This is a genomic window from Methylocystis sp. JR02, from assembly GCF_030063565.1.
Taxonomy (GTDB): domain Bacteria; phylum Pseudomonadota; class Alphaproteobacteria; order Rhizobiales; family Beijerinckiaceae; genus Methylocystis; species Methylocystis iwaonis.
In genome coordinates, this window is the sequence record NZ_JASIRC010000001.1 from 1255810 (window position 1) to 1281650 (window position 25841).

Here is a 25841-nt window from a genome sequence, read left to right on the forward strand (position 1 = left end):
GCGAAAGGGCCGCCCGGAGAACCTCGGGCGACTGCGGCTCACGGGAGCCATCTCCAATTGTCCTGTGCGGAACCTTAACGCTGCATGTATGAGCGCCGGGGCGCGTGTCGTTCGCGCTTGTCATTGCCACGGCCCGCGCCCCTCCCTATAGTCCGCGCCAAAATGGGAGCAGAAAGCTCCCGAAAACACGAACGGGGAACCGGAATATGCTCGAGGGCCTGCGCGTCGCTTCGCAGAACTGGATCGGCCGCGCCATCATGGCGGTTGTGATGGGCGTTATCGTCATCAGTTTCGCGATCTGGGGCGTCGGCGACGTCTTTCGCGGCATGACCTCCCAGCGCCTCGCCAAGGTGGGCTCGGGCGAGGTCACGGTGGACCAGTTCCGCACCGCCTTCCAGAACGATCTGCGCCGCATCCAGCAGCGCATGCGCCGCGCCGTCACCGCCGAGGAGGCGCATAAGGCGGGCATGGACCTCCAGGTCCTCGAACGCCTCGTCACCGACGTCGCACTCGACCAGAAGGCCCGCAACCTTGGCCTCGCCGCCAGCGACGACACCGTCCAGCGCCTGATCGCCAATGAGAAAGCCTTCCAGACCAACGGCAAATTCGACGCCGAGAAATTCAAGGCGATCGCCCGCGACAATGGCTATACGGAGCGCAGCTTCGTCGCCGACCAGAAGGGCGCCTATCTGCGCAAGACGCTCACCGACCTCGTCATCAACGGCGTCGAGCCGCCGCGGCTGATGATCGAGGCGATCCATCGCTTCCGCAACGAGGCGCGCTCGGTCGATTATGTCATCCTGCCGGTCTCCGTCGCCGGCGAGGCGAAGGCGCCCAGCGACGAAGAGCTGAAGAAATATTTCGACGATCGCGAGCAGAGCTTCCGCGCCAAGGAATATCGCAAGGTCACGACGCTGGAAGTGAGCCCGGCGACCGTCGCCAAACCCGCCGATATTGCCGATGCGGACGCCCGCAAGCTCTATGACGACGTGAAAACCAAGCGCTTCGGCGCGCCGGAGAAGCGCGAGGTCCGTCAGCTCGTCTTCAAAACCGAGAAGGAAGCCGAGGAGGCGCTCGCCAAGCTCAAAGGCGGCATGGACGTCGACGCCCTCGCGGTCGAACTCAAGCGTAATCCCAAGGACGTGGACCTCGGCTTCGTCGAGCAGCGCGACTTTGGCGACTCCAAGGTGGGCGCGGCCGTCTTCGCCCTGCCCCAGCCTGGCGTAGCCGAACCTGTGACCACCGCTTTCGGCACGGTCGTCTCGGTCGTGAAGAAGATTTCGCCGGCCGTCGTCACCAAGACCTATGAACAGGTTGCGGACCAGCTCAAGGCCGAGGTCGCCCAGCAGAAGGCCGCGCCGGAAGTGCGCCGTCTGCACGAGGCGGTGGAGGATCAGCGCGCCTCCGGCAAAACGCTCGCCGAAGCCGCCGCCGCCGTCGGCCTGAAGACCCGCACGATCGACGCCGTGGACGACGCCGGCAATGGCAAGGACGGCAAATCGGTCGACGCCCCGGCGGGCGCCGATCTGCTCAAGGCCGCCTTCGCCTCCGACGTCGGCGTCGACAACGAAACGGTCGGGACGCGTGACGGCGGCTATGTCTGGTTCGAGATCAATGCAATCGAGCCCGCCCGCCAGAAGACCTTCGACGAAGTGAAGAGCGCCGTCGCCGAAGCCATGCGCGCCGAGAGCGCCCAGAAGGCGCTCACCGCCAAGGCCGAGGACGTCGTCGCCAAGATCAAGGGCGGCCAGCCGATCGACGCCGTCGCCAAGGAGCTGAACCTCGACGTACAGCGCGCGACCGATGTGAAGCGCGCCCAGCGCCCGGACTTCAACACCAATACGATCGTGCAGTTCTTCGAGGTCGCGCCGGGTGGCGCCGGCTCGGTCTCCGTCGACGGCGGCCGGCTGATCTTCGTCGTCAAGGACGCGCAGACGCCGCCCTTCGATCCGAACTCGATCGAATCGAAGACGATCGCCGAGCAGCTCAAGCCCGCGCTGCAGAACGACCTGCTCGAGCAATATGTCGGCGGCCTCGAAAAGGCGCTCAACGTCGAGATCAACGAAAAAGCCCTGCAGATGGCGACGGGCGCCGAAAAAGAATGACCGGCGCTACATTCGAGCCGGACGTCGAGGCCTTCGCCGCCGATTACGACGCGGGCCGACCGAGGCTCGTCGTCACGCGCCTTGTCGGCGATCTGGAGACGCCCGTCTCCGCCTATCTGAAGCTGTCGGGTGCGCGCGACGGCGCGGCCTTTCTGCTGGAATCGGTGGAAGGCGGCGCGGCGCGGGGCCGCTATTCGATGATCGGCATCGACCCGGATGTGATCTTCCGGGCTGTGGGCGACAAGGCCGAGATCAACCGCAACGCGCTCGGCGATAAGAACGCTTTCGTTCCCTGCGACGCGCCCCCGCTCGTGGCGCTGCGCCAGCTCATCGCCGAATCCGCGATTCCCGCGGCGATGCAGCTTCCGCCCATGGCGGCTGGCGTCTTCGGCTATCTCGGCTATGACATGGTGCGTCAGATGGAGCGTCTGGCGCCCGCCAAGGAAGACAAGATCGGCGTCCCCGACGCGCTGCTGCTGCGCCCGACGGTGATGGTCGTCTTCGATACGGTGAAGGATGAAATCTCCATCGTCACGCCCGTGCGCCCGCGCGCAGGCGTCACGGCGAAGGCGGCCTATGAAGCGGCGCTGGCGCGTCTCGACAAGGTCGTCGCGACGCTGGAGGCGCCGCTCGATCATCGCGACGCCGGCTGCGATCCGCAGCTTTTGGCGCAGGAGTCCATCTCCAATACGCCCAAGTCGCGCTTTCTCGAAATGGTGGAGCGCGCCAAGGAATATATCCGCGCCGGCGACATCTTTCAGGTCGTGCTGTCGCAGCGCTTCACGGCGCCTTTTGCCCTGCCCGCCTTCGCGCTCTATCGCGCCTTGCGCCGCGTCAATCCGGCGCCGTTCCTGTGCTTCCTCGACTTCGGCGATTTTCAGATCGTCTGCTCGAGCCCCGAGATTCTGGTGCGCGTCGCGGACGGCAAGGTGACGATCCGTCCCATCGCCGGCACGCGCTGGCGGGCCGAGACCAAGGTCGAGGACGAGCGCCTTGCCGCGGAGCTTCTCGCCGACGAGAAAGAGCGCGCCGAGCATCTCATGCTGCTCGATCTCGGCCGCAATGACGTCGGCCGCGTCGCCAAGACCGGCACTGTGCGCGTGACCGACAGTTTCACGATCGAGCGCTACAGCCACGTGATGCATATCGTCTCGAATGTCGAAGGCGAGCTGGATGACGCGCGCTTCGATTGCATCGACGCGCTGGCGGCTGGCTTTCCGGCCGGCACGGTCTCCGGCGCGCCCAAGGTGCGCGCGATGGAGATCATCGACGAGCTGGAGACCGACAAGCGCGGCATCTACGGCGGCTGCATCGGCTATTTCGGCTCGGGCGGGCAGATGGACACCTGCATCGTGCTGCGCACGGCGATCGTCAAGGACGGCAAGATGCATGTGCAGGCCGGCGCGGGCGTCGTCTACGACAGCGAGCCGGAATATGAAAACCGCGAATGCGTGAACAAGGCGAAGGCGCTGTTCCGCGCCGCGGAGGAGGCCGTGCGCTTCGCTTCCCGTGCGCGCCGCGGCCAATAGAAAGACAAGCGAGCGGGCCTCTTTCTAAAGGCCCACTCAGCCGTTAAGGACCGTTGATGGCCGACCCCACCATTTACGACGACGGCGACGATCCTTACCGGCCGATCCGCGTCGGCGATCCCGGCCCTGCGGGCGAAGCGGCGAAATGGGGCATGCTACTGTCGCGCTTCATGCGCATCGTGGCGCTCTTCTGGCTGCTGCAGGGGCTGATGCATTGGCGCATCGTGCTGACGGCGCAGCAGTCGATCTTCGACGCCATGCCGCTGAACGCCGCCCTCTCGATCGTCTTCTTTGCGGTGCTCGATCTCGTTGCGGGCGTCGGTCTGTGGCTCGCGACGCCTTGGGGCGGCGTGCTCTGGCTTCTCATCGCCAGCGCGCAGATCTTCATGACGCTGAGCACGCCGGGCTTTTTCATCGGCGGTTATTGGCTGATCGGCGTCAACGCCATCCTCATTCTGATGTATTTCGCGCTGACCTTCGAGGCTGGCCGTGACGTCGAGGCGCAGCGCCTGCGCGAGCGGCGCCGGCGCAACGCGCAAGCGCGCGCCGCCGCCGGGGAAAAACCTGCGCAAGAAAGCTGAGGCGCTTTCCGCGCAGCCTGTTTCTGGCGCGGGGCTGCGGCGCCCGTTAGCCGCCAAGGCCGAACCGCCAACGAAAACGACGCCTTAGGCAATGAACCACCAGTACGGCGGGACGCGCTCATTCACGTGATGATCGGCAAGGCTCCGGTAAATCGCGCTCCGGACCGCGCAAAATAAACGTCATTGCGAGCCGAAGGCGAAGCAATCCAGAGCCGCAACACGCGTGCTGGATTGCTTCGTCGCTTCGCTCCTCGCATTGACGACCGGAGTCGAAGGGGACGCCCTACCAAACTGCTCCGAGAAAATGTTCGAGGATGAAAAAATGATCCTCGAACAGGCATGCGCGCATGTGCTGAAGCTCCGAGACGGGAACCCAGCGCGCCCGCGCCGCGTCGTCTGCGCCGCGCACGCTCGGCAGCTCCCCGAAAGGAAAATCGAAGTAGAAGGCGTGCGTGATCGTCCGACCGCGCAGCGAGCGGTCGGGATGATCGAAAACCCTCTGCCCGCGCAGGCTGCCGCGCAGCACGGGCGCTGGAATTTTCAAGCGCGTCTCTTCGCGCAGCTCGCGAATAGCGGCGTCGCGCAGCGTTTCGTCCTGATTTACAAAGCCGCCCGGCAAGGCCCATAGTCCCCGCCCCGGCTGCGCCTTGCGCTTGATGAGCAGCACATGGCCGGAATGGGCGACGACCGAATCCACGGTCACGAAGACAGGCGGATAAGGCGCATCTGCCCAGGCGGCGCGATAGCTCTCCACATGGCGAAATTCATCGAGCGTTTGCCGATAGGCGTCCGTCTTGCGAAAGGCGTCGATAATCTCGAAAACCGCCCCCGGCACATTGGCTTCGATCAGGCGCAGCGCGCCGGGCTCTTGCGAGAAGAGCTGACGCCGCAGCTCGGTCGCGGACAGCAGCGGGACAGACGAGGCCTCGACCAGCTCCCACTGCGGGAACGCTTTCAGATAATAGCTCGAGGCGTCTTTGCTGGAGCCGAAAAGCGCGATGGATTTGGCGTCGCCAGCGACGCGCGCCACTTGCGCCTGCGCTTCCGCAAGCCAAGCGTTTTCATTGTAGAGATGGTCACGCAAAGGCAAAGCCGTCACACGGGCGGCGTCGGCGCCCAGCGCCGCCTCGATCATGACGACGCGCTCCGTGAAGCTCCAGGGGTTCTTTGCCGTGCGCGGCGCTTCCGCCGAGCCGACAAGCGCGACGACGCGGCTGGAGAGCGCGAGCGCGCGCTGCAAAATCGTAAGATGTCCGAGGTGACATGGCTCGAAACGGCCGATGAAGACCGCAAGATCGTAGCGCATCATGAGGCTCCCTCATGGCATGAGAGCGGTCGGTCCTCCCGGCCGCATGGCGCGCCGCCAATATGGGAAAGTTAATCTCGCCGACCGTCTCTATCAAGCACGCGAGGGGTTTTCGTCGAATACCGGCCGCTCTACGTTAAGATTCTCCATAAAACTTTATACAATCCACGAAATGTTTAAGACAGATTCAGCTTAAATCGACTGTTAGAATTTAGCCCCTGTTCACCGAAAGCCGCCTTTAGTCGGTAAACAAGGGATTCAGTCTGTTATTTAAACTCAAGTTCATTCGTATCGGTCTAATTTGAGTGCATCAAAGATCAACATGCTATCGAACGATGGAGGAGAAGATGAACGTCGCAACGAAGTCAGCACCCCAGCCGACCCGCGCGGAACGCATCGGCGAGGTCCGCCCGGTATATCTCGAGGCGCTCACGCTCGTCGAACGTCTTCACCGTCGCCTTCTCGACGTGATCAAGGACGAATTCGACCGCCGCGACCGCGGCGACGTCAACTCCGTTCAGGCCCTGCTGCTCTACAATATCGGCGACAAGGAGCTGACCGCCAGCGAGCTGCGCACGCGCGGCTATTATCTCGGCTCCAACGTCTCCTACAACGTCAAGAAGCTCGTCGAGATGGGCTATCTGCATCACGCGCGCTCGCGCCTCGACCGCCGTTCGGTGCGCATCAGCCTCACGCCCAAGGGCAAGGAAGTTCACGACATCGTTGCGCAGCTCTACGACAAGCACGCCACGACCATCGAACACATTGGCGGCGTCTCGGTCGACGAGTTCCGCAACCTCAACCAGTCGCTGACCCGGCTGGAGCGCTTCTGGACCGACCAGATTCGCTATCGCCTCTGATTTTTCTGCTCATCCTTCCATCGTCGACTTCGCCGGCGCGGCCCGCTCAGGGCTTCGCCGGCGCTTTTGGCTTCCTGGGGGGCAAAGCTCTGGCCTGCTCTGGCGAAAAGCCCCGGCGCGCCCTATGTTTCAGCGGATCGTTTACGCTTCGGGGGCGTTGATATGCGCTGGTCGATTACGCTCGGCACGTTCAAGGGAACGGCTGTGCGCGTTCACGTTACCCTGCTGCTTTTCCTGGCGTGGATCGGGATCGCCGCTTATCAGCGCGGCGGCGCGCATGCGGCCGGCGAAAGCGTGCTGTTCATCTCCGCCATCTTTCTTTGCGTGGTGCTGCACGAATTCGGGCATATTCTCACCGCCCGGAAGTTCGGCGTTGTCTCGCATGAAGTGACGCTGCTGCCCATCGGCGGCGTGGCGGATATGGAATCCATGCCGAAGCGGCCGTATCAGGAGCTTCTGGTCGCGATCGCCGGCCCCTTCGTCAATGTCGTCATCGCCGCAATACTCTTTGCGATCTCCGGGGCCTTCAATCTCGGCCAGGCGGCCCATATCAGCGACCCGAATATCGGCGTTCTGGAACGGTTGGCGGCGACCAATATCTTTCTCGCGATTTTCAATCTGATCCCGGCCTTTCCCATGGACGGCGGGCGGGTGCTGCGCGCGGCGCTCGCCATGTGGCTCGGCCAGGGACAGGCGACCCGCATCGCCGCTCAGATCGGCCAGGGCTTCGCCTTTTTCCTGGGCTTTGCCGGGCTTTTCGGCCATCCCATGCTGATCTTCATCGCCATTTTCGTCTATATGGCGGCGGCGGGGGAGGCGCAGATGATGTCCCTCACGGAGGCGGCGCGCGGATTGCCGGCCGTCGACGCCATGGAGACGCGGATCGCCGCCATCGGGCGCGGGACGACGGTGGGCGAAGCGATCGAAGTGCTCCTCGCCACCTCACAGGATGATTTTCCGATGGTGGATCAGGCCGGGCGGCTTGTCGGCCTGCTGTCGCGCGGGGAGATCGTCGAAGCCCTTCGGGCCTCCGATCCCGGCGCGCCGGTCGCGCCTTTCGCCCGGAAGGAAGTGGAGACCATCGGATCGGACCAAATGGTCGACGCCGCCATTCCCAAGCTCAACGCCGGCGACCCGGTGGGCGTCATCGACCGTGAGGGGAGGCTCGTCGGCCTCCTCACCCGCCAATCGATCGCCGAAATTATGATGATCCGAGACGCGCGGCCGGATTGGCGCTTCGGACGGCGCGGGTTGCAGCCTCAGTAAAAGCAGTCATACGAGATCCGCTCGATTGGTTCGGCGCCATCCCCGACGCTCGCGCCGTTTGGACACACAGGAATCACCTCCGTCATTGCGAGGAGGCGGAGCCGACGAAGCAATCCAGGGCCGCATCGCTGCCCTAGATTGCTTCGCTTCGCTCGCAATGACGGGCTCCGAGTAAAACCAGCGCTCTTGTGGCTCTGGATTCCCGATCGGACCTTTGGCCCGTCGGGAATGACAAGTCCCCACGCGAGCTATTCAACCGGAAATAGTATAAAGCCTCCGAGGCGGCCTCCTCCTTCGAGACGCGAGCTTCGCACGCTCCTCAGGATGATGCCTAAGTGTTTGGCGCAGAAGCAGAAGCCCCTCATGCTGAGGAGCCTGCGCAGCAGGCGTCTCGAAGCACGAGGGGCGTCAACCCACTTTATCAAAAAAAGCAATGTTCAGCTTTTACCCCTCAGCGCTCCCCGTCATGGCCGCGCTTGTCGCGGCCATCCACGCCGGGCCGACGCCGAAAAGCTCAGAACCCATGAGCGGAACCACGCCGCTTCTTCTCCCCGCATGTCGTAATTGTCCCGGCGTGGATGCCCGCGACAAGCGCGGGCATGACGCGGCTTCAGTAGGGTTTGTTGAACTGCAATTCCGGCCCTGTTTTACCCCTGCCCCTCCGCCTTCTCCGCCTCCGCTTTCGCCAGCGCATTGAAGCGCTTCACGCTGAACGGGATGGCGGCCAGAAACGCGACGCTGACCACGGCGAGCAGCTCCATCGGATAGATCGCCAGGAGCAGCGCCGTCACGCCCACGCCGAAGAGCACCGGAATGACGAGGTCGCGGGGAATTCGGCCCATGCGCTTGCCGGAGAAATGCGGAATGCGGCTCGCCATCAGGAAGGCGATGGCCAGCACATAGAGGATGTAGAAGGGAACGAGCGCCTTGGACGCCGGGAGCTCCAACGCCGAGAAATGCAGATAGAGCGGCAGCAGCACGGTGACCGCGCCGGCGGGAGCCGGCATGCCGACGAAGAACTCCGCGTGCCAAGCCGGCTTGGCCGGGTCGTCGATCATCACATTGAAGCGCGCGAGTCGCAGCGCCCCGGCGATGGCGAAAGCGAGAACCGCAAACCAGCCGAGCCCTTTGATCTCGTGCAGGCTCCACAGATAGAGCAGCAGCCCCGGCGCGACGCCGAAATCCACGAAATCCGCGAGCGAATCGAGCTCTGCGCCGAAGCGCGACGTGCCCTTGAGCGCGCGCGCCAGTCGGCCGTCGAGACCGTCGAGCACCGCCGCCGCCATGACGGCCGTCACGGCCTTCACGAAGTCCTCCTCGATCGCATAGCGGATCGCGGTGAGGCCCATGCAGAGCGCGAGCAGCGTCACGAGATTGGGCAGCACCACCCGGATCGGGATCCTGCGAAAGCGCAGGCGGCGCAGCTCGAGTGGCGAAAGCTCGAGGTTCTGAGGATCGTCGCTCATATTTTCCTGCCTCAGCCGGTCTTGAAGGTCAGCGCCGGCGCCTGCGCCGTCATGTCGGCGAGCACGGTCTCGCCGGCGACGGTCCGCGTGCCGACCGCCACCATGGCGCGGGCCGATGACGGCATATAGACATCGACGCGCGAGCCAAAACGAATAAGGCCGAAACGGTCGCCGACGCCGAGATTTTCGCCTTCCTTGACGAAGCAGACGATGCGGCGCGCGACGAGGCCGGCGATCTGCACGACGCCGAAGCGGCCGCGCGGCGTCTCGATGATCAGGCCGTTACGCTCATTATCCTCGCTCGCCTTGTCGAGATCGGCGTTGACGAAGATGCCGGGCTTGTAGGCGATCTTGGCGATGCGGCCCGTGACCGGCATGCGGTTCACATGGCAATCGAAGACGCTCATGAACACCGAGATGCGCTGCAAAGGCTCGGCGCCCATGCCAAGCTCCGGCGGCGGCAGAAAGAAGCCGATGGAGCAGACGACGCCGTCGGCCGGCGACACGACAATCCCCTCGCGCAGCGGCGTGACCCGCGGCGGATCGCGAAAGAAATAGACGCACCAGGCGGTGGCGATGAAGCCGATCCAGCCGAGCGTCGGGGAAATCCAGTCGAGCACGAAAGCCGCGACGGCAAAGCCCGCGATGAAGACATAGCCCTCTGGATGGATGGGAACGAGGACCTTGCGAACGGAGTCGATGACGGACATTTAGGGCTCCCGCAGCGCGATTCCTGAGCAGAGACGCGACGGGGCCTCTTTGGCATGTTGCGCCGCCAAAGTCACGGGCGGCGTCCGGTTTCGCGGGATCGGTATAATAGCGACGCGTGTAGTTAGCCCCCAAATACCTCCCCTTTACGGGGAGGTCGGCGGCCAAAGGCCGTCGGGTGGGGCTCACGCCGCAACGACAGTGATGGGGCTTTACCCCACCCGTCGCGCTTCGCGCGCCACCCTCCCCGTAAAGGGGAGGGATTCGCTGACGCCCAGCGATCACGTGACTGTCCGATCCGAAACCCGTTGACCATAATTCGCCCTCGGCCCACCCACGCGACCTCTTGTGGGATAGGCTTGCGCGTTCCAATCCGCTATTCAGTTATTGAATCAACGGCGGGGCGCGGCGCCTCCCGCTTTGGGCAAAAGACATGACTGATATTCTCGACCGCATTGAAGCCTATAAGCGCACCGAAATCTCCGAGGCCAAGGTGCGCATGCCGCTCGCGACGCTGGAGCGCAATGTGCGCGACCATGATCCGCCGCGCGGCTTCGTGCATGCGATCGAGACAAAGCTGAACGAACGCCGCATCGCCCTCATCGCCGAAATAAAGAAGGCGTCCCCTTCGAAGGGCCTCATCCGCGCCGACTTCGATCCGCCGAAACTCGCCAGGGCCTATGAAAAGGCCGGCGCCGCTTGCATGTCCGTGCTCACCGACGGGCCGTCGTTCCAGGGCAAGCTCGAGGATCTCGAGGCCGCGCGCAAGGCGGCGCATCTGCCGGCGATCCGCAAGGATTTCCTTTACGATCCCTATCAGGTGTTCGAGGCCCGCGCCTATGGCGCGGACTGCATCCTCATCATCATGGCGGCCGTGAGCGACGAAGAGGCGAAGGCCCTCAACACCGCCGCCCATGATCTGCGCATGGATGTTCTGGTCGAGGTGCACGATGAGCGCGAGCTCGATCGCGCGCTCGCGCTGGAGACCCGGTTGATCGGCATCAACAACCGCAATCTCCATGATTTCTCGGTGTCGCTCGAAACCAGCGAGCGCCTCGCCGAGAAAATCCCACACGACAAGATCATCGTCGCCGAGAGCGGCATCGAGACGCACGACGACTGCCTGCGTCTCGAAACGTCGCGCATCTTTACCTTCCTCGTCGGCGAAAGCCTGATGCGGCAGGACAATGTGGAGGCGGCGGCGCGGAAGTTGCTGAACGGCTAAGCCAACCCTTCTCGGACGCATGACCAAGCTCACCCATCTTTCCGCGACCGGCGACGCCCATATGGTCGACGTCTCCGCCAAGGCGGACACGAAACGCCTCGCGCGGGCGCGCGGGCGCGTGGTCATGGCGCCGGAGACATTGGCGCTCGCTGTTGCGGGGCAGGCCAAGAAGGGCGATGTCTTCGGCGTCGCGCGCATCGCCGGCATTATGGCGGCAAAAAAGGCGAGCGAGCTTATTCCGCTCTGCCACCCCCTGCCCCTGTCGAGCGTCTCCGTGGAGATCACGCCGGACGAGTCTCTTCCCGGCCTGCGCGTCGCGGTCGAGGCCGGCGTCACCGGCAAGACGGGCGTCGAGATGGAGGCGCTGACCGCGGTCTCTGTCGCCTGCCTCACAATTTACGACATGCTGAAGGCCGTCGATCGCGCCATGCGCATCGAGGGTGTTGAGCTTGTTTCAAAAGAGGGCGGCAAGAGCGGCGATTGGCGGCGGGAATGACTGTCGGGCGTCTTGAGCCCCAAATACCTCCCCTTTACGGGGAGGTCGGCGGGCGAAGGCCGCCGGGTGGGGCTCACGCCGCAACGGCAGTGGTGGGGCTTTACCCCACCCGACCCCGCTTTCGCGGGGCCACCCTCCCCGTAAAGGGGAGGGATGAGTTCACGCCCAGCATTCACGCAAGGCCCGTCATTGCGAGCGAAGCGAAGCAATCCAGAGCCGTAATGGGGCTCTGGATTGCTTCGTCGCTTCGCTCCTCGCAATGACGGCAGACAGCAGCGCATCGTCGAGCAAAAGAGAATCCTATGGCCGATAACAAGCTCCTCTCCGTCGACGACGCTCTCGCGCGCGTTCTCTCTGGCGCAGCCCTTCTCGGGGAGGAAGAGACGCCGCTCGCCGCCGCGCGCGGCCGCACGCTCGCGCGCGACCTCGTCGCCAAGCGCACCCAGCCGCCGGTCGATGTCTCGGCGATGGATGGCTATGCGCTGCGCAGCGCCGACCTCGCCGCAGGGCCGTTGAAGCTCGTCGGCGAAAGCGCCGCCGGGCATGGCTATGCCGCTGCTTTGAGCCCCGGCGAGACCGTCCGCATCTTCACGGGCGCGCCCGTGCCGGCCGGCGCCGACGCCATCCTCTTGCAGGAAGACGCCGACGTTGCTGAGGGCGCCATCCGCGCCAAAGCGGGCGCTGCGCCGGGCCATCACATCCGCGTGGCGGGTCTGGACTTCCGCGCGGGCGCCGCCGGGCTCTTCGCCGGAACCCGTCTCGGTCCCGCGGAACTGGCGCTCGCCGCCGCCATGAATCACGCCGCCCTCCCGGTCGCGCGGCGGCCGCGCGTCGCGCTGCTGGCCTCCGGCGACGAGCTTGTGCCGCCCGGCGCCGAGCCCGGTCCCGCGCAGATCATCGCGTGCAATAGTTTTGCCGTTGGCGCGATCGCCGAAGGCGCAGGCGCTGAGGTGATCGATCTGGGTCTCTTCCGCGACGATCTCGCCGATCTCGAACGCGGCATCGGCCTCGCCCGCGAAGCCAAGGCCGATATTCTCGTGACGTTAGGCGGCGCCTCGGTTGGCGATCACGATCTTCTGCGCCCGGCGCTGGCCCGCCAGGGCATGACGCTGGATTTCTGGAAGATCGCCATGCGCCCGGGCAAGCCGCTCATCTCCGGCCGTCTGGGAGACGCGCATATTCTCGGCCTGCCGGGCAATCCGGTGGCCTCGATCGTCTGCGCTTTGGTGTTTCTGGCGCCCTTGATCCGCGCGCTGCAGGGTGATCTCAGGGCCGGCGCCGATCAAACGGAAGCCGCCATCGCCGGCGCGAACCTGCCCGCCAACAAAGGGCGGCGGGACTATATGCGCGCGCGGCTATCGCGCGACGCCGAGGGGCGCCTTGTCGCCACGCCGCAGCCGATGCAGGATTCCTCGCTGCTGACGGAACTGGCGCAGTCGCAGGCGCTGCTCATCCGCGAGCCGGGCGACGCCCCTTTGCCGGCCGGAGCCCCCTGCCGGATATGGCGCTTGCCCGGCTAAAACGCGCGTTTACGCGTTGGAGTGCTTGACCAGCGCTTCGAGCTTTTCCGCCGCCGCGCCGGAATCGAGCGCCTTCGCCGCCAGCGCCGCGCCTTCGCGAATGTCGGCGGCGCGCTCGGCGACCACCAGGGCGACGGCCGCGTTCAGCACGGCGATGTCGCGATAGGCGTTCCGCGCGCCGGCGAGCACCGCCCGGAGCGCCTTGGCGTTATGGGCGGGATCGCCGCCCACGAGCTCCTGCGTCTTGGCGCGCGGCAGGCCAGCGTCCTCTGGCGTGATGTCGAAGGCGCGGATGGCCCCGTCCTCCAGCGCCACCACATGGGTGACGCCTGTGGTTGTCGCCTCGTCGAGGCCGTCGCTGCCATGGAGCAGCCAGACCCGCCGCGAGCCCATCTCCCGCAGCACGCGCGCCAGAGGCTCGAGCCAATCCTTCGAATAGACGCCGAGCGCCTGGCGCTCGACCCGGGCCGGGTTGCACAGCGGCCCGAGCAGATTGAAAATGGTGCGCACGCCAAGCTCCGCCCGCACCGGGCCCGCATGGCGCAGCGCCGGGTGATGCGTCGGCGCGGCCATGAAACAGATGCCTGCGTTGCGCAGGCAAGCGGCCGCGGCGGCGGGCGGGATGCCGACCTTCACCGAAAGCTCGCCGAGCACGTCTGAAGCGCCAGAGCGCGAGGAAGACGCCTTGCCGCCATGCTTGGCGACCACCGCGCCGCAGGCGGCGGCGATAATGGCGGCGAGCGTCGAAATGTTGAAAGTGCCGGCGCCGTCGCCGCCAGTCCCGACAATGTCGATCGCGCCGGGCGGCGCCTCGACCGGGGTCATGGCGGCCCGCATCGCCTCCGCCGCGCCGATGATCTCCTCCACGGTCTCACCGCGCATGCGCAGGCCCATGAGAAAGGCCCCGAGCTGCGCCGGGGTCGCGGCGCCTTCGAAAATGAGAGAGAAAGCGGCGCGCGCCTCCTCGCGGGCGAGCGGCTCGCCCTCGGCGATGGCGGCGATATAGGGTTTGAAGTCTTGCATCGAGGGTTTGCCCGAGGGGCTTTCCCCCTCCCTGTCCCTCCCCCGCAAGCGGGAGAGGGGACGCTCGCGATCGGCATTGTCGATGAAGGCTAGGGCCTGCCCCCACTCCCGCGAAGCGGGGGAGGGTTGGGGTAGGAGCCCTTATGCCACCTTCGCCCGACCACGCTGCGCCACATTCCACTCGGCGGCGATGTCCAAGAAATTCTGCAAAATCTTATGGCCGTGTTGCGAGGTGATGCTCTCGGGGTGGAACTGCACGCCATGGGTCGGCAGCGTATTGTGCGACAGCGCCATGATCAGCCCATCCGGCGTCTCGGCGGTAACGCGCAGGCACGACGGCAGAGTCTCGCGTTTGACGACGAGCGAATGATAGCGCGTCGCCTGAAACGGCCCGTCGATGCCGCGAAACACCGCGTCGCCGTGGTGCAGGATCGTCGCCATTTTGCCGTGGATCGGCAGCGGGGCGCGGATCACTTCGCCGCCGAAAACCTCGCCGATCGATTGATGGCCGAGGCACACGCCGAAGATCGGCACGGTCTCGGCGGCGGCTCTGATCAGGTCCATGCAGATGCCCGCCTCATGCGGCGTGCAGGGGCCGGGCGAGAGCACAATGGCGTCGGGCGCGGCGGCCAGCACCTCCGCGACCGAAACCGCGTCGTTGCGATGCACCGTGACATTCGCCCCAAGCTGGCCGAAATAATGGACCAGATTGAAGGTGAAGCTGTCGTAATTGTCGATCAGCGTGACATTGGACATGGCTTTTCCGGCGCCTTGGCGTTTCGCGGCGAGAAGTTGAATTTCCCAATAGGCCGCGGGGGCGCGTTAGGCAACCTTTCCCGCCGTCAGCGCAGGGCTCCGAATCCAGGTTAACAAAGCCTACGCAGCCGCGTCATGCCCGCGCTTGTCGCGGGCATCCACGCCGGGACGTTACGGCACGCAGGAAGAAGAAGCGGCGTTTATTCCGCTCATGTTCTCAGCTCGCCGCGTCGGCGCGGCGTGGATGGCCGCGACAAGCGCGGCCATGACGGTAGAACACATCCGCTCGTTAACCCGAATTCGGAGCCCTGGCCGTCACCGCCCCGCAACCGGCGGCAGCGGCGATGTCTCGACTTTCTGGACGGCCCCCGGAGGCGGCGGGGTCTGCGGAACGGACGTCGTTCCCGTATCCTCGCCCCTGAAATCCGGGATCGCCTGCTTGTCCGAGTCCTGAGCGCGCGGCGCGGCGATATGCGCTCCGATCTTTCGCACCACATCCGGCGCCTCGGCGAAGGCGCCGTGGCCGATGAAGTCCGTCGAGAAGGACGAAATATCATGCACGGCCACGCCGAGCCGGTCGATCTCGGCCTTATCCTGCGGCTTCGACGGGTCCATGGCCCCGAGCCTCGGCCGGTCGCCGGCGATGCGCGAAGAAAGCGACAAGGCGCGGTCGTTATTGGCGACGAAAATCGAGACGCGATGCGGGTCGAGCCGGGCGACCTGCTGGCGGAAGACATTGAGGTCAATGTCCGGGTTGGCGAGCATCACCTCGCCGAGCTTGCCGTCGAGATCGGGATGGCCGGAAAGCGCGATACCGCGCAGCGTCTCCATGGTGAGCCAGGAGCCCATGGAATGGGCGAGGATGTGAATGCGCCCTACCCCAGGCGTCCTGGCGAGCGAGAGCACCACCTTCTCGAGCGCGTCGCGCGAGACGGTCGCGGCTTCCTTGTCGGACTCGTAGTTGAAGAGCCCGCCACGTGAATTCCAGGAGAAAAGCGTCGGGACGCCGGAAAAGCCGCCATCGGCCACGACTTGGGCAAGGCGGAACCGCGCCTCGTCATGGCTGGTGTTGAAGCCGTGCACATAGAGCAGAATGTCGCGTGAGACGCCGATGCGGCCCGACACATGGGCGGCAAGCTCGCCGTAGAACTCCTCCTCGTCCATGTTACGCTTGGAGAGCACGGTGAAATGGCGGCTCTTGTCCGCGCCGCCGAAGCTCGGCCGCTCCACCGCGCCGGGGCGATGGTTTTGCGGCACGCCAATGGCGGTGAGAGAGAAGTGCGCACGCCCGTCGTCGGTCGCGCCCTCCCCGCGCCTTGTCGAAGCGACAAAGAGCGGGATGCGATTGGGCTCGCCCTGCGGGCCCGAGACCATCGAGACGGCATTGGTCCAATGGCCATCGACAGCGCGCATGCCGTCGGAGACGCAGCCGGAGAGCAGCGTCGCGGCGAGGAGGGTCGAGAGCGGAAGCGTGATGCGCAAAGTGGTTCGATCCGGCGCAGCCGGGAAAGTTTCCCGTAAATGAGGTGGTGCGATGCGAAGCCTTGGCCCGGCGCTTTCCTTCTTACGCGAGAAAGCGACGAAAGCGGGGCGAGCCGGCCCTCGGTCATGAGGCAAAGTTGCGAAGATAGGTTAAACAAAGGCGAACATATGCCGCACTTGCGCGGCCGCGCCGAGGGTGCATAGTGCGGCCCCAAAAAGAATACCACTAGGGAGAACGGCGCTCTTTAAGAAGCGCTGTAGACGCGATGCGGATCAGAATCCTGGGCTCGGGCGCCGGCGGCGGTTTCCCGCAGTGGAACTGCAATTGCGCCAATTGCCGCGCGGTGCGCGCTCGCGCGCCGGGCTTTACGCCGCGCACGCAATCGTCGCTCGCCGTAAGCGCCGACGGCGCCAATTGGGTTTTGCTTAACGCCTCGCCCGATCTGCGTGAGCAGATTGCCGCGGCGCCAGCGCTTGCGCCGGCCGAAGGCGATCCCGTTCGCGCGAGTCCGATCAAAGCCGTGGCGCTCACCAATGGCGATGTTGATCACGTCGCCGGCTTGTTGAACCTGCGCGAAGCGCAGCCCTTCAGCGTCTATGCGGCGGACCGCGTTTTGCAGGCGCTTGCCGCCAATCCGATCTTCACGATCCTGCAGGCGCAGCTCGTGCCGCGCAATGAATTGCATATGGATGAGGCGACCCCGCTCACAGGAGCCGGCGTCGATCTCGGCCTCTCGGTCCGCGCCTTTTCCGTGCCGGGCAAGATCGCGCTCTATCTCGAAGACCAGAACGCGCCGAATTTCGGCACCTCGGCGGGCGATACGCTGGGCCTCGAAGTCATCGAGACGAAGACGGGCAAATCTTTCTTCTACATCCCTGGCTGCGCCAAGATCGACGCATCGCTCGCCAACCGTCTGCGCGGCGCCGCGCTCGTCTTCTTCGACGGCACGCTGTTCCATGAGAACGAGATGATCGAGCAAGGTCTCATGGGCAAGACCGGCTCGCGCATGGGTCATGTCAACATGAGCGGCGAGGACGGCTCGATCGCCTGCTTCGCGCCGCTCGACGTCGCGCGCAAAATCTACGTGCACATCAACAATTCGAATCCGGTCCTCGACGCAAACTCGACACAGCGCGCCGCCGTGCAGGCGGCAGGCTGGGAGGTCGGCGCGGACGGCATGGAGGTGACGCTTTGAACGAGATCGCTACCGATTGGCGCGACGCCGCGCCGCTGTCCAGGACCGATTTCGAGGCCGCGATCCGCAATGTCGGGGTCGAGCGCTATCACGACAAGCACGAGTTCCATAAGCTTCTGCACGGCGGCAAGCTGCAAAAAGCTCAGGTCGCCGCCTGGGCCTTGAACCGCTATTGCTATCAGGAGGCCGTGCCGCGCAAGGACGCCGCCTTCATGAGCCGCGTCCATGATCGCGAGCTGCGCCGCGAGTGGATTCACCGCATCCACGACCACGACGGGCTCGGCGAAGAAGCCGGCGGCATCGAGCGCTGGCTGGTGCTCACCGACGCGCTGGGCTTTACGCGCGATTATGTGACCTCGCGCCGCGGCGCCCTGCCCGCGACGAAATTCGCGGTGGAAGCCTATGTGCGCTTCGTCGTGGAGCAGCCGCTCGTCGTGGCGGTGGCGTCGTCGCTGACCGAGCTTTTCGCGCCCTCCATCCATCGCGAACGCATCGTGGGGATGCTGGAGAATTACGACTTCGTCGACGATCATGTGATGGCCTATTTCAAGCGCCGTCTGTCGCAGGCGCCGCGCGACTCGGAATTTGCGCTGGGCTATGTGCTCGATAATGCAAAAGCCCGCGCAGAGCAGGAAGCCTGCGTCGGCGCCGTGCGGTTCAAATGCAATGTGCTGTGGGCGCAGCTCGACGCGCTGCATCACGCCTATGTGACGCCGGGGTTGATCCCACCGGGGGCGTGGCAGCCGGGGGAGTAACCCCCTCCCCAACCCTCCCCCGCTACGCGGGAGAGGGAGCTGGCGGTGGCCTTCGTCGAGTACGCTGATCGTGAGCGTCCCCTCTCCCGCCACAGCCCGTCGAAAGACGGGCGTCCAGCGGACGCCCTATGGCGGGGGAGGGACAGGGAGGGGGCGAAGCCGCCCCGACGTAACCGGGTAACAAATGACCACACGCTACATCATCGGCCCGGACTCCCGCCCCGGCTTCACGCGCTATTCGCGGCTGCACGACGACCGCCCTCGCGCCCGCACCGTCATCCTCGCGCCCGAACGCGCCTATGAGCTCGACCCGATCGGCCTCATTGTGCTCAAAGCCATCGACGGCAAGACGCGCCTCGCCGATCTTTGCGCCAGCCTCGCGCAGCAATACGCGGCCCCGCTCGACGTCATCACGCGGGACGTGACGAACCTGCTTCAAGGCCTCGCCGACAAGCGCCTGCTGCGCGACGGCGTCGATCCTTTCGCGCCACCGAAGCTCTCGGATTTTGCCTCCACCATCGCGCCCTTCGCAGGCGGACCGGCTGGCCTTCTCGCCGAGCTGACGCATCGCTGCCCGCTGCAATGCCCCTATTGCTCCAATCCGCTGGAGCTGGAGCGCTCGAATGTCGAAATGACGGCCGAGCAATGGGGCGAGACCTTCCGTCAGGCGGCGTCGATCGGCGCGCTGCAATTGCATCTCTCCGGCGGCGAGCCCACGGCGCGGCGCGACCTCGAAGAAATTTTGGCCTATGCGGTCGAGGCCGGCCTCTACACCAATCTCGTCACCTCCGCCGTGCTGATCACGCGTGAGCGGCTGGCGCGGCTGGCCGAGATCGGGCTCGATCATGTGCAGGTCTCGATCCAGGACATCGTGCCCGAAAGCGCCGATCGCATCTCGGCCTTTGTAGGCGGCGTGCCGAAGAAGCGCGACGTCGCGCGCTGGGTGCGCGAGCTTGGCATGGGGCTCACGATCAATGCGCCCATGCACCGGCAGAACATCGCGCATCTGCCGCAGATCATCGACTTCGCCGTCGAGGTCGACGCGCAGCGCATCGAAATCGCGCATATCCAATACTACGCCTGGGCGCAGCTCAATCGCGCGGCGCTAATCCCAACGCGCGAGACCTTCATGGAGACGGTTGGCGTCGTCGAGGACGCAAAGAAGCGCCTGCAGGGCGTGCTCAACTTCGACTTCGTCATCCACGACCATTACGCGACGCGCCCGAAGCAATGCACGGGCGGCTGGGGCCGTTCGATCCTGGCGGTGACGCCTTCCGGCAAGGCTCTGCCCTGCCACGCCGCGCAGACGCTGCCGGGCCTTTCTTTCGACGACGTTCGCGAGCGCAAGCTCGCCGATATCTGGCTGAATGGCGCGGCCTTCAACGCCTACCGCGGGACGGACTGGATGAAGGAGCCGTGCACATCCTGCGATCGCCGCGAGATCGACCTCGGCGGCTGCCGGTGCCAGGCTTTCGCCGTCACCGGCGATCCCACGGCGACCGATCCCGCCTGTCATCTCTCGCCGGAACACGCCCGTTTTGCGGCTTACGCCGAAACCGAGTCGCACGCGCCGCCGCCGGACTTCATCTACCGGCGTGTCGGTGGCGCGCCGCAGAACTCTTAAACCAGAGCGCGGAATAGCGAGCCTGCGACGCGTGTCATTCCCGACGCTCGCTAGCGAGCGATCGGGAATCCAGAGCAAAACCGGCGCTTTTGGGCTCTGGATTCCCGGTCGGGCTTTCAGCCCGCCGGGAATGACACGTCCCCATGTGAGCTATTCAACCGGAAATGATATGATTGGCAGCCGCCAAAAGCGGCTGCCTTGGCTCAGTCGCGCATCGCGCCTTTCTCCCGAGGATCGTCGCGCGGATCGAGATATTCGATCTTCCACGGTCCCGTGCCCGACACCTGCACCACCGCGTCCTCATTGACCGTGAACCAATGCCCCATGCCCGGGGTCGCAACGATAAAATCTCCTGCGTGCAGGAATTTCTCCGCGCGTGGGTCGAGACGCGGGCCTTCGCCGAACCGCAGCGTGCCGGAGATCACCGTCGCGGTTTCCATATCCGAATGCTTATGCGCGGGCACCTGATAGCCCGCCGGCGCGCGCAGGCGCATGACGAAAGGCCCAGACTCCTGCGGATCGCCGAAGAGCACAGCAACGTCTGCGCCACGGGGAAGATCGGCGGGCGCCGGCTTCCACTCCAGCTCGTCTGCGAAACGCAAGCCGCTCGTCTGTGCAGCGGCGCCGTAAACCCCGAAGGCGCAGAACGCGCCAAAGGCAAGAACAACAGACCGCATAGGCTCCGCCTCCCTTATCGCCCCCCGGGCGGAACATAGGGCGGCTCTCGACATCCGCGCTGGATACCCCTCGGATTCTTCGAACCCGGTAACCAAGGAGCAACCTACAGCGTGCATAGTTAAATTGTCTCGCGGAGTTAACGATTTGTTTTGCATGAGCGTCGCGTCAACGGAGTTCGAGGAATGAAATCGCGGGATACACTTGTCCGCCTGAAACGCTTTCAAGCTGAAGAGAAGCGCCGGCGCGTCCTTCAGCTCAACACAATGATTTCAGAGTTCACGCGCATGTCGAATGAACTCGACCGCGAGATCTCGACCGAAGAGCAGCGCGCAAACATCTCCGACCCCAGCCACTTCGCCTATCCGACCTATGCGCGCGCCGCGCGTGGTCGCCGCGACAATATCATGGCCTCGATCAATGAATTGCGCGGCCAGCTTGCGGAGGCGGAAGCGCAGCTCAAGGACGCCAATGACGAACTCGCCAAGGCGCAGAGCCAGGAAGCGCGCGATCGCGGCGCCGAGCGCATGATCGACGTCGTCGCCGAGCGTCGCCACGCCGAGCACGCTTTCCGGCGCGGCGCTTAAAAGAGACGAAAGAACAATCTGCCGCGCGGCGCCCGCAGCCAAAGCCCGACGCGCCGGCGGGAAGAGACATCGATGCGCGCGCCAGTCAAAAGCTGGCGCGCGATTTCGTCTATGGGATAGGCAAAGCGCCGCATGAGAAAAAAGGCGCCGAGCCGCGCCGCGGCGACGAAGCCCATCTCATAGCGCGCCAGATCGCCGATCCATGGCGGGTCCATCGGCCGCGACGCCAGAAGCCTCGTCAGCGCAGCGGCGTCCGCGCGGTGGCGCTGCGGCTGCGGCGGGCCGTCGATCGCCTCGAAAAGCAGCCGGTCGAACTCTTTTCCAAGGGCCTTCGCCGTCAGCGGCAAGGTTTTGCGCGCATCCAGCGCACGCTTGCCGAGGAGGCTGCGCGCAAAGGCCTCGACCTCGCGCCTGTCGAGCGCCGCCATCGCCTCCGCTTCGGCCTCGCTTAGACCACGCGCGCGCGCCACGCGGCGAGGCTCTTCGAAAAATTCGCGGCGCGCCTCGGCGTCGGTGAAGATGCGCGCAAGCAGCGCTTGCGTCTCCTTTAGGGCCATCGTCCGCAGTCCCGCATCGTCGCACGGGCGCGCGCGACCTCGTCGAGCAACTCGGCGAAGATCGGCAATCGCTCGTCGCGCTCCAAAATGACGCCCTTCACCGGCGCACGCGCGACGATGCGGTCGTACAGCGCCCAAACGGCTTCGCTCGTCGCCGAGTCGTGGCTATCGATCAAGACTCCATCCCGCCAGCGCCCGCCCGCGTAATGAATCTGCACGAGCCGCTCCCAGGGCCAGCGCTCGAATGTCGCGTCGATGTCGACCTGCTGATTGACGGCGTTGGTGTAGAGATTGGCGACATCGCAGAGCCAGCCGCAACCGGTCGCGTCGAGCGTGCGGGTGAGGAACTCGGGCTCGTCCATCTCCGCGCCCGGAACGCGCACGACGGTCGTGATGTTTTCGAGCAGGAGCGGCGCGCGTATGCGCTTGCGCACAGTGTCGACATTGCGCGCGACGACGTCGATCGCCTCTTGCGTATAGGGCAAAGCGGCGAGATGGCCGATGTCGACCCCGCCGGCGCGGGTGAAGCACAGATGCTCGCTCCACCAGGGCGGATCGATGCGCTCGATCAGTCGCGCGAATTTTTCGAGATAGGCGCTATCGATCCCTTCCGCGCTGCCGATCGAAAGATCGAGCCCATGCGCGACAATGGGGAAATGCGCGCGCAACAGATCGAGCTCCGCGAGCTTCTCTTTGGGCGCGTCGAAATTATGATCGGCGATGATTTCCAGGAAATCGACGCGCGAGCGATTGGCGAAGAGATCGGCGCGAAACGGCGGGCGATAGCCGAGCCCCGAGCCGAGCGCCGGCGCCTTAATCCCCGCCGCCGCCACAGCCGCCACACCCACTGCCACCATCGCCATTTCCGCAGGAGCCGCTGCAGCTCGAGCCGCAACTGCCGCCGCTCTCGCTGGAGGCGCGCTTGAAATGCCGCGCGAAGGCGGCGTCCGCCGTGCCCCTCAGCGCCGAGAAGCCGTAGAGCCCGAGGAGAAAGAGCGACGCGCCCTCGAAAGCTTTTGTCTGCGTCGGCGCGCCGACAGCGAGCAGCGCCGCATCGAGCCGAGGTCGATACGCAAGCTCCATCGCCTCGAGATAAGCGCGTCCGCGCCGGCTCGCATGGCTGCGCGTCGTCACATAAGCCAGCGCGAAAAGCGCGGCGACCGAAGCGATGCTGAGGAAGATGAGATAGGAGACGTTCGTGTGCCCCGTGCTCAGCGCCACATAGATTTTGGCGCCGGCGAAACCGAGAAGCGTGAGCGTGCCGAAGAGTTGCGCGCGCGTGCGCCAGGCCTTCACGGACTCGGGCTTCACGAGCCCTTGCGCCGCAAGCCTCGCGTGCACAGGGTCCAGCAATTGGAGCAGCTCCTTGCGCGCCGCGCGGTTGCTGAACAGCTCATGCGCCTTTGGGCTCGCCTGGATCATTTGCATAACCCGCGTCTGCAAAGGATTGAGCGCGCCGGGCTCCGGCGTCTTGCCGGTCGGGACGACGCGGTCGTCTTTCGCCAGCGCCGCATAGCCATGCTGCACGAGATCATAGCAGAGGGTGCGGATGACCTGATTCACCCCGCCCTGCAGAAAGGCGACTTCCACTGCGTCGGGGCTCTGCGGCACGGGCGGCGGATGATCGCCCGTCCGATCGGCAAAGCGGATGACAAGCCAGGCGGCGGCAAGCGTCAGAATGACCACCACGCCGTAGACGTTGAGAAAATCAGGGCCGGGAAGAGAGAGGACGTTCTCCAAGGCGCTTTGCTCCGTCAGACAATCTCCAGATCATTCGCCAGTCTACGCGCCTGCAACGTCGCCACAGCAAGCACGCCCAGGCCCACCGCCTGATGCGCCAGCGCAACAAGGAGATGCGGCGTTCCCGCATAAGGCGGCTCGACGAGCAGCAGCGTCGCAACGCCGAGCGCAATCTGTCCCACGACATGGCCGAAAACGATGACCGCGCCGCTGCGCGCTCTGCCGCCGGCGTTCATCAGCGCGTCGCCGAGATGCAGCGCCGCGAGGATGAAGATCAGATAAGCGATCATGCGGTGGAAGAATTGCGCCGTGAGCGGCGTCTCGAAAATATTCGCCCACCAGGGGTCTTTGGGGAAGAGAACATCGGCCGGCGGAATGAAGGCGCCGGCAATGAGCGGCCATGTGTTTTCCACGAGCCCCGCGCGCAGCCCCGCGACAATGCCGCCCATAAAGAGCTGCACGAAGACCAGCGCGAGAATAACGAAAGCCAGCCCGCGCAGGCGCCCCGGACGGTCATGCGCGCTCGACGGCCTGCGCCGTCCGAGCCCGCCGGCGACCCAGAGGCAGGCGGAGAAGATGAACGCCGCGATGACGAGGTGAATGGCGAGCCGCTCCTGCGCCACTTCCGTGCGATGCACGAGGCCGGATGAGACCATCCACCAGCCGACGCCGCCCTGCAGCGCGCCCAAAGCGAGTATGCCGATGAGCTTCGGCTTCACCGAGGATGGAAGCGCGCCCTTCACCCAGAACCAGATCAGCGGAACCACGAAGACCACGCCGATGAGGCGCCCGAGCAAGCGATGCGCCCATTCCCAGGCGTAGATGTACTGGAACCCGGCGAGGTCCATATCCGGGAAGAGTTCCCGGTATTGCGGGATCTTCTTGTAGTCCTCGAACGCCGCAATCCATTCCTGCTGGGTCAGCGGCGGAATGGCGCCGGTCACCGGCTTCCACTCGACGATGGAGAGGCCCGATTCGGTCAAGCGCGTCGCGCCGCCGACGATGACCATCAGAAAGACGAGGCCCGCGACGATCCAGAGCCAGTTGCGCACCGCGACGGCGTTTTCCTCTGTCGCGCGATGCCTCACCTCGGGCACGGGATGCGGAAAGAGAAGCCAATCTTCCATGTCGCTCGCCTCAAGGGTTCCTCTGCCTCGGCACTTAAGGGATGCCGAAGACGCTTGTCCACACCTAGCAGCGCGCGGCGCCCGCGAAGCGCCGGATTTTAGGCTGATAGGGCGCGCATCGAGTGTAAGAATGAACGCTCTTTCGATCGGGGGAGCAAAGGTGGCCGGCAGAGGCGCGTTGACACGGGAAGAGATGGCCTCGCTGCGGACAATCGGCGAGGTCGCGGAATATCTCGACCTCCCCCAACACGTGCTGCGCTTCTGGGAAACGCGCTTCAAGGAGATCGACCCGGTGAAGCGCGCCGGCGGACGGCGATTCTACCGCCCGCGCGATATCGAGCTCGTCGAAGCGATCCGGCATTTGCTGTATCGCGAAGGCTATACGATCAAGGGCGTTCAGCGCATTCTCGCCGAGCAAGGCGTCGAGGGCGTTCTCGCCGACGCGCGCCGCCGCCAGAACGGCGAATCGCCGGCGCCCGCGCCGCCAGCTCGGGAGCCTGCCGCCGCCCGCGCCGAACCTGCGCCGCCGGAGATGGCGCCAGCCTCGCCGCCGGTCACGATTCAGGAGACGCTCGACCTCCCGGAGCCGGAGCCTTCAGCAGCGACGGCGAGCGCCCTGCCCGAGGCGGCCTCTGTCGAAGCGCATGGCTCCGAGGCGATCATTGAAATTCTTCCCCCGGGCTCCCCGTTTACCGACGCCTTCACCGCGCCGGCGCCGCGCCCAGTCTTCCATGCTCCGGTACTCGTCACCCGCCGTGAAGACCAAGAACAGGCGCAAAATTTGCGCAAAGCGCTCGCGCAGATCGAGGAATGCAAGCGGCTGCTCAATCTGACCCGGCGCTGAACAGCCCGGAAAATATAGGCCCGTGCGGTCGATCGATCTTCCCAGGGGCAAAATATCATATCCCGTTGCAACCCGGCCGCCGCCTCTCTATAAGGGCGGCCAGTCGGAGTGTAGCGCAGCCCGGTTAGCGCACTTGTCTGGGGGACAAGGGGTCGTGGGTTCGAATCCCGCCACTCCGACCATTCGCGCCGCGACGCCCCCGACCCGTCCCGACGCCAGTTCCGCCCTGATTTCTCGCCAACCAACATCCACAGCTCGACTGAGCGCTGTCAGCTAGGCGTCGAGCCAAAGCGACTAAGGTCTGCGTCCTACCCGATTGCGGCGTAAGGCGAGAACTTAGCGTCTTGCCGTTATGATGGCCGCAACGCAGCGTTGCATGCGGCCAGACGGCGAATCTGGAAATTCGAGATTTG

24 protein-coding genes and 1 tRNA gene are annotated in these 25841 nt (G+C 65.1%); 14 read left to right on the forward strand and 11 right to left on the reverse strand.

Going from position 1 to position 25841, the window contains the following annotated elements:
- Window positions 1-206: 206 nt before the first annotated feature.
- Genes QNA11_RS06065 through QNA11_RS06075 form a run of 3 tightly spaced genes read left to right on the forward strand, consistent with a single transcriptional unit; the run spans window position 207 to window position 4215 of the window.
- Entirely contained in the window at window positions 207-2105 is a 1899-nt protein-coding gene (locus QNA11_RS06065; RefSeq protein ID WP_283482318.1) for a SurA N-terminal domain-containing protein, read from the forward strand.
- A complete protein-coding gene (trpE, locus tag QNA11_RS06070) occupies window positions 2102-3634 on the forward strand; it encodes an anthranilate synthase component I (protein WP_283482319.1) in 1533 nt (510 codons plus the stop codon). The genes QNA11_RS06065 and trpE overlap by 4 nt, the downstream gene beginning before the upstream one ends.
- A gap of 56 nt (window positions 3635-3690) precedes the next feature.
- Window positions 3691-4215, forward strand: a complete 525-nt coding sequence (locus QNA11_RS06075) for a DUF6163 family protein (protein ID WP_283482320.1) — start codon at window positions 3691-3693, stop codon at window positions 4213-4215.
- A 283-nt stretch (window positions 4216-4498) separates the two neighbouring features.
- Here QNA11_RS06075 and QNA11_RS06080 read toward each other — a convergent pair whose 3' ends face one another.
- Window positions 4499-5524 (reverse strand): bifunctional nicotinamide-nucleotide adenylyltransferase/Nudix hydroxylase, encoded by a 1026-nt coding sequence (locus tag QNA11_RS06080; RefSeq protein ID WP_283482321.1) that lies wholly within the window; start codon window positions 5522-5524, stop codon window positions 4499-4501.
- Window positions 5525-5868: 344 nt separating this feature from the next.
- On the opposite strand from QNA11_RS06080, the gene ldtR reads away from it, so the two are divergent.
- Both ldtR and QNA11_RS06090 read left to right on the forward strand, forming a co-directional pair.
- Window positions 5869-6381 carry a transcriptional regulator LdtR gene (ldtR, locus tag QNA11_RS06085; RefSeq protein ID WP_202074246.1) on the forward strand — a complete coding sequence of 171 codons (513 nt, stop codon included), beginning with the start codon at window positions 5869-5871 and terminating at the stop codon, window positions 6379-6381.
- A 162-nt stretch (window positions 6382-6543) separates the two neighbouring features.
- Window positions 6544-7647, forward strand: a complete 1104-nt coding sequence (locus tag QNA11_RS06090) for a site-2 protease family protein (protein WP_283482322.1) — start codon at window positions 6544-6546, stop codon at window positions 7645-7647.
- A gap of 647 nt (window positions 7648-8294) precedes the next feature.
- On the opposite strand, the gene pssA is transcribed toward QNA11_RS06090, so the two are convergent.
- Together pssA and QNA11_RS06100 are read right to left on the reverse strand one after the other, a co-directional pair.
- Window positions 8295-9113 (reverse strand): CDP-diacylglycerol--serine O-phosphatidyltransferase, encoded by an 819-nt coding sequence (pssA, locus tag QNA11_RS06095; RefSeq protein WP_283482323.1) that lies wholly within the window; start codon window positions 9111-9113, stop codon window positions 8295-8297.
- An 11-nt stretch (window positions 9114-9124) separates the two neighbouring features.
- On the reverse strand, window positions 9125-9823 hold the full coding sequence (locus QNA11_RS06100; protein ID WP_283482324.1) for a phosphatidylserine decarboxylase: 699 nt from the start codon (window positions 9821-9823) through the stop codon (window positions 9125-9127).
- A 431-nt stretch (window positions 9824-10254) separates the two neighbouring features.
- On the opposite strand from QNA11_RS06100, the gene trpC reads away from it, so the two are divergent.
- The 3 genes from trpC (at window position 10255) to QNA11_RS06115 (ending at window position 13062) form a co-directional block, all read left to right on the forward strand.
- Window positions 10255-11046, forward strand: a complete 792-nt coding sequence (gene trpC / locus QNA11_RS06105; RefSeq protein WP_283482325.1) for an indole-3-glycerol phosphate synthase TrpC — start codon at window positions 10255-10257, stop codon at window positions 11044-11046.
- A gap of 19 nt (window positions 11047-11065) precedes the next feature.
- Entirely contained in the window at window positions 11066-11542 is a 477-nt protein-coding gene (gene moaC / locus QNA11_RS06110; protein ID WP_283482326.1) for a cyclic pyranopterin monophosphate synthase MoaC, read from the forward strand.
- A 302-nt stretch (window positions 11543-11844) separates the two neighbouring features.
- On the forward strand, window positions 11845-13062 hold the full coding sequence (locus QNA11_RS06115; protein ID WP_283482327.1) for a molybdopterin molybdotransferase MoeA: 1218 nt from the start codon (window positions 11845-11847) through the stop codon (window positions 13060-13062).
- 9 nt (window positions 13063-13071) lie between these two features.
- On the opposite strand, the gene trpD is transcribed toward QNA11_RS06115, so the two are convergent.
- The 3 genes from trpD to QNA11_RS06130 form a co-directional block, all read right to left on the reverse strand.
- Window positions 13072-14085, reverse strand: a complete 1014-nt coding sequence (trpD, locus tag QNA11_RS06120) for an anthranilate phosphoribosyltransferase (RefSeq protein WP_283482328.1) — start codon at window positions 14083-14085, stop codon at window positions 13072-13074.
- A gap of 141 nt (window positions 14086-14226) precedes the next feature.
- Window positions 14227-14841, reverse strand: coding sequence for an anthranilate synthase component II (locus QNA11_RS06125; protein WP_283482329.1), 615 nt, complete (start codon window positions 14839-14841; stop codon window positions 14227-14229).
- A 315-nt stretch (window positions 14842-15156) separates the two neighbouring features.
- On the reverse strand, window positions 15157-16323 hold the full coding sequence (locus QNA11_RS06130; protein ID WP_283482330.1) for an alpha/beta hydrolase: 1167 nt from the start codon (window positions 16321-16323) through the stop codon (window positions 15157-15159).
- Between the two features lie 266 nt (window positions 16324-16589).
- Here QNA11_RS06130 and pqqB point away from each other — a divergent pair, with 266 nt between their 5' ends.
- From pqqB to pqqE, 3 genes are all read left to right on the forward strand, one after another.
- A complete protein-coding gene (gene pqqB, locus QNA11_RS06135; RefSeq protein WP_283482331.1) occupies window positions 16590-17519 on the forward strand; it encodes a pyrroloquinoline quinone biosynthesis protein PqqB in 930 nt (309 codons plus the stop codon).
- A complete protein-coding gene (gene pqqC, locus QNA11_RS06140) occupies window positions 17516-18274 on the forward strand; it encodes a pyrroloquinoline-quinone synthase PqqC (RefSeq protein WP_283482332.1) in 759 nt (252 codons plus the stop codon). Before pqqB ends, pqqC begins: the two co-directional genes overlap by 4 nt.
- Window positions 18275-18458: 184 nt before the next feature.
- A complete protein-coding gene (gene pqqE, locus QNA11_RS06145; protein WP_283482333.1) occupies window positions 18459-19898 on the forward strand; it encodes a pyrroloquinoline quinone biosynthesis protein PqqE in 1440 nt (479 codons plus the stop codon).
- Between the two features lie 203 nt (window positions 19899-20101).
- On the opposite strand, the gene QNA11_RS06150 is transcribed toward pqqE, so the two are convergent.
- Window positions 20102-20575: a cupin domain-containing protein gene (locus QNA11_RS06150; protein WP_283482334.1), complete on the reverse strand. Its 474-nt coding sequence runs from the start codon at window positions 20573-20575 to the stop codon at window positions 20102-20104.
- Window positions 20576-20758: 183 nt separating this feature from the next.
- Between QNA11_RS06150 and QNA11_RS06155 the strand changes: the two genes are divergently transcribed.
- Window positions 20759-21160 carry a flagellar export protein FliJ gene (locus QNA11_RS06155; RefSeq protein ID WP_281931856.1) on the forward strand — a complete coding sequence of 134 codons (402 nt, stop codon included), beginning with the start codon at window positions 20759-20761 and terminating at the stop codon, window positions 21158-21160.
- On the opposite strand, the gene QNA11_RS06160 is transcribed toward QNA11_RS06155, so the two are convergent.
- The 4 genes from QNA11_RS06160 to QNA11_RS06175 are packed head-to-tail and all read right to left on the reverse strand — an operon-like array spanning window position 21157 to window position 24584.
- Window positions 21157-21717 carry an SCO6045 C-terminal-like domain-containing protein gene (locus QNA11_RS06160; protein WP_283482335.1) on the reverse strand — a complete coding sequence of 187 codons (561 nt, stop codon included), beginning with the start codon at window positions 21715-21717 and terminating at the stop codon, window positions 21157-21159. The genes QNA11_RS06155 and QNA11_RS06160 overlap by 4 nt on opposite strands.
- Window positions 21708-22574, reverse strand: a complete 867-nt coding sequence (locus QNA11_RS06165) for an MbnB/TglH/ChrH family RiPP precursor modification enzyme (RefSeq protein ID WP_283482336.1) — start codon at window positions 22572-22574, stop codon at window positions 21708-21710. Before QNA11_RS06165 ends, QNA11_RS06160 begins: the two co-directional genes overlap by 10 nt.
- Complete coding sequence (locus QNA11_RS06170) at window positions 22531-23457, reverse strand: TIGR04222 domain-containing membrane protein (protein ID WP_283482337.1); 927 nt, start codon at window positions 23455-23457, stop codon at window positions 22531-22533. The genes QNA11_RS06165 and QNA11_RS06170 overlap by 44 nt, the downstream gene beginning before the upstream one ends.
- A 14-nt stretch (window positions 23458-23471) precedes the next feature.
- Window positions 23472-24584: a COX15/CtaA family protein gene (locus QNA11_RS06175; RefSeq protein ID WP_283482338.1), complete on the reverse strand. Its 1113-nt coding sequence runs from the start codon at window positions 24582-24584 to the stop codon at window positions 23472-23474.
- Between the two features lie 193 nt (window positions 24585-24777).
- Here QNA11_RS06175 and QNA11_RS06180 point away from each other — a divergent pair, with 193 nt between their 5' ends.
- Both QNA11_RS06180 and QNA11_RS06185 read left to right on the forward strand, forming a co-directional pair.
- Entirely contained in the window at window positions 24778-25428 is a 651-nt protein-coding gene (locus QNA11_RS06180; protein WP_502867556.1) for a MerR family transcriptional regulator, read from the forward strand.
- Window positions 25429-25532: 104 nt separating this feature from the next.
- Window positions 25533-25610: transfer RNA gene (locus QNA11_RS06185), tRNA-Pro, on the forward strand.
- Window positions 25611-25841: the final 231 nt, after the last annotated feature.

Excerpts from the sequence above, each read along its gene's own strand:
- QNA11_RS06065 (WP_283482318.1), top strand. The coding sequence starts at position 207 with ATGCTCGAGGGCCTGCGCGTCGCTTCGCAGAACTGGATCGGCCGCGCC.
- trpE (WP_283482319.1), top strand. The coding sequence starts at position 2,102 with ATGACCGGCGCTACATTCGAGCCGGACGTCGAGGCCTTCGCCGCCGAT.
- QNA11_RS06075 (WP_283482320.1), top strand. The coding sequence starts at position 3,691 with ATGGCCGACCCCACCATTTACGACGACGGCGACGATCCTTACCGGCCG.
- QNA11_RS06080 (WP_283482321.1), bottom strand. The coding sequence starts at position 5,524 with ATGATGCGCTACGATCTTGCGGTCTTCATCGGCCGTTTCGAGCCATGT.
- ldtR (WP_202074246.1), top strand. The coding sequence starts at position 5,869 with ATGAACGTCGCAACGAAGTCAGCACCCCAGCCGACCCGCGCGGAACGC.
- QNA11_RS06090 (WP_283482322.1), top strand. The coding sequence starts at position 6,544 with ATGCGCTGGTCGATTACGCTCGGCACGTTCAAGGGAACGGCTGTGCGC.
- pssA (WP_283482323.1), bottom strand. The coding sequence starts at position 9,113 with ATGAGCGACGATCCTCAGAACCTCGAGCTTTCGCCACTCGAGCTGCGC.
- QNA11_RS06100 (WP_283482324.1), bottom strand. The coding sequence starts at position 9,823 with ATGTCCGTCATCGACTCCGTTCGCAAGGTCCTCGTTCCCATCCATCCA.
- trpC (WP_283482325.1), top strand. The coding sequence starts at position 10,255 with ATGACTGATATTCTCGACCGCATTGAAGCCTATAAGCGCACCGAAATC.
- moaC (WP_283482326.1), top strand. The coding sequence starts at position 11,066 with ATGACCAAGCTCACCCATCTTTCCGCGACCGGCGACGCCCATATGGTC.
- QNA11_RS06115 (WP_283482327.1), top strand. The coding sequence starts at position 11,845 with ATGGCCGATAACAAGCTCCTCTCCGTCGACGACGCTCTCGCGCGCGTT.
- trpD (WP_283482328.1), bottom strand. The coding sequence starts at position 14,085 with ATGCAAGACTTCAAACCCTATATCGCCGCCATCGCCGAGGGCGAGCCG.
- QNA11_RS06125 (WP_283482329.1), bottom strand. The coding sequence starts at position 14,841 with ATGTCCAATGTCACGCTGATCGACAATTACGACAGCTTCACCTTCAAT.
- pqqB (WP_283482331.1), top strand. The coding sequence starts at position 16,590 with ATGCGGATCAGAATCCTGGGCTCGGGCGCCGGCGGCGGTTTCCCGCAG.
- pqqE (WP_283482333.1), top strand. The coding sequence starts at position 18,459 with ATGACCACACGCTACATCATCGGCCCGGACTCCCGCCCCGGCTTCACG.
- QNA11_RS06150 (WP_283482334.1), bottom strand. The coding sequence starts at position 20,575 with ATGCGGTCTGTTGTTCTTGCCTTTGGCGCGTTCTGCGCCTTCGGGGTT.
- QNA11_RS06155 (WP_281931856.1), top strand. The coding sequence starts at position 20,759 with ATGAAATCGCGGGATACACTTGTCCGCCTGAAACGCTTTCAAGCTGAA.
- QNA11_RS06160 (WP_283482335.1), bottom strand. The coding sequence starts at position 21,717 with ATGGCCCTAAAGGAGACGCAAGCGCTGCTTGCGCGCATCTTCACCGAC.
- QNA11_RS06165 (WP_283482336.1), bottom strand. The coding sequence starts at position 22,574 with ATGGTGGCAGTGGGTGTGGCGGCTGTGGCGGCGGCGGGGATTAAGGCG.
- QNA11_RS06175 (WP_283482338.1), bottom strand. The coding sequence starts at position 24,584 with ATGGAAGATTGGCTTCTCTTTCCGCATCCCGTGCCCGAGGTGAGGCAT.
- QNA11_RS06180 (WP_502867556.1), top strand. The coding sequence starts at position 24,778 with ATGGCCTCGCTGCGGACAATCGGCGAGGTCGCGGAATATCTCGACCTC.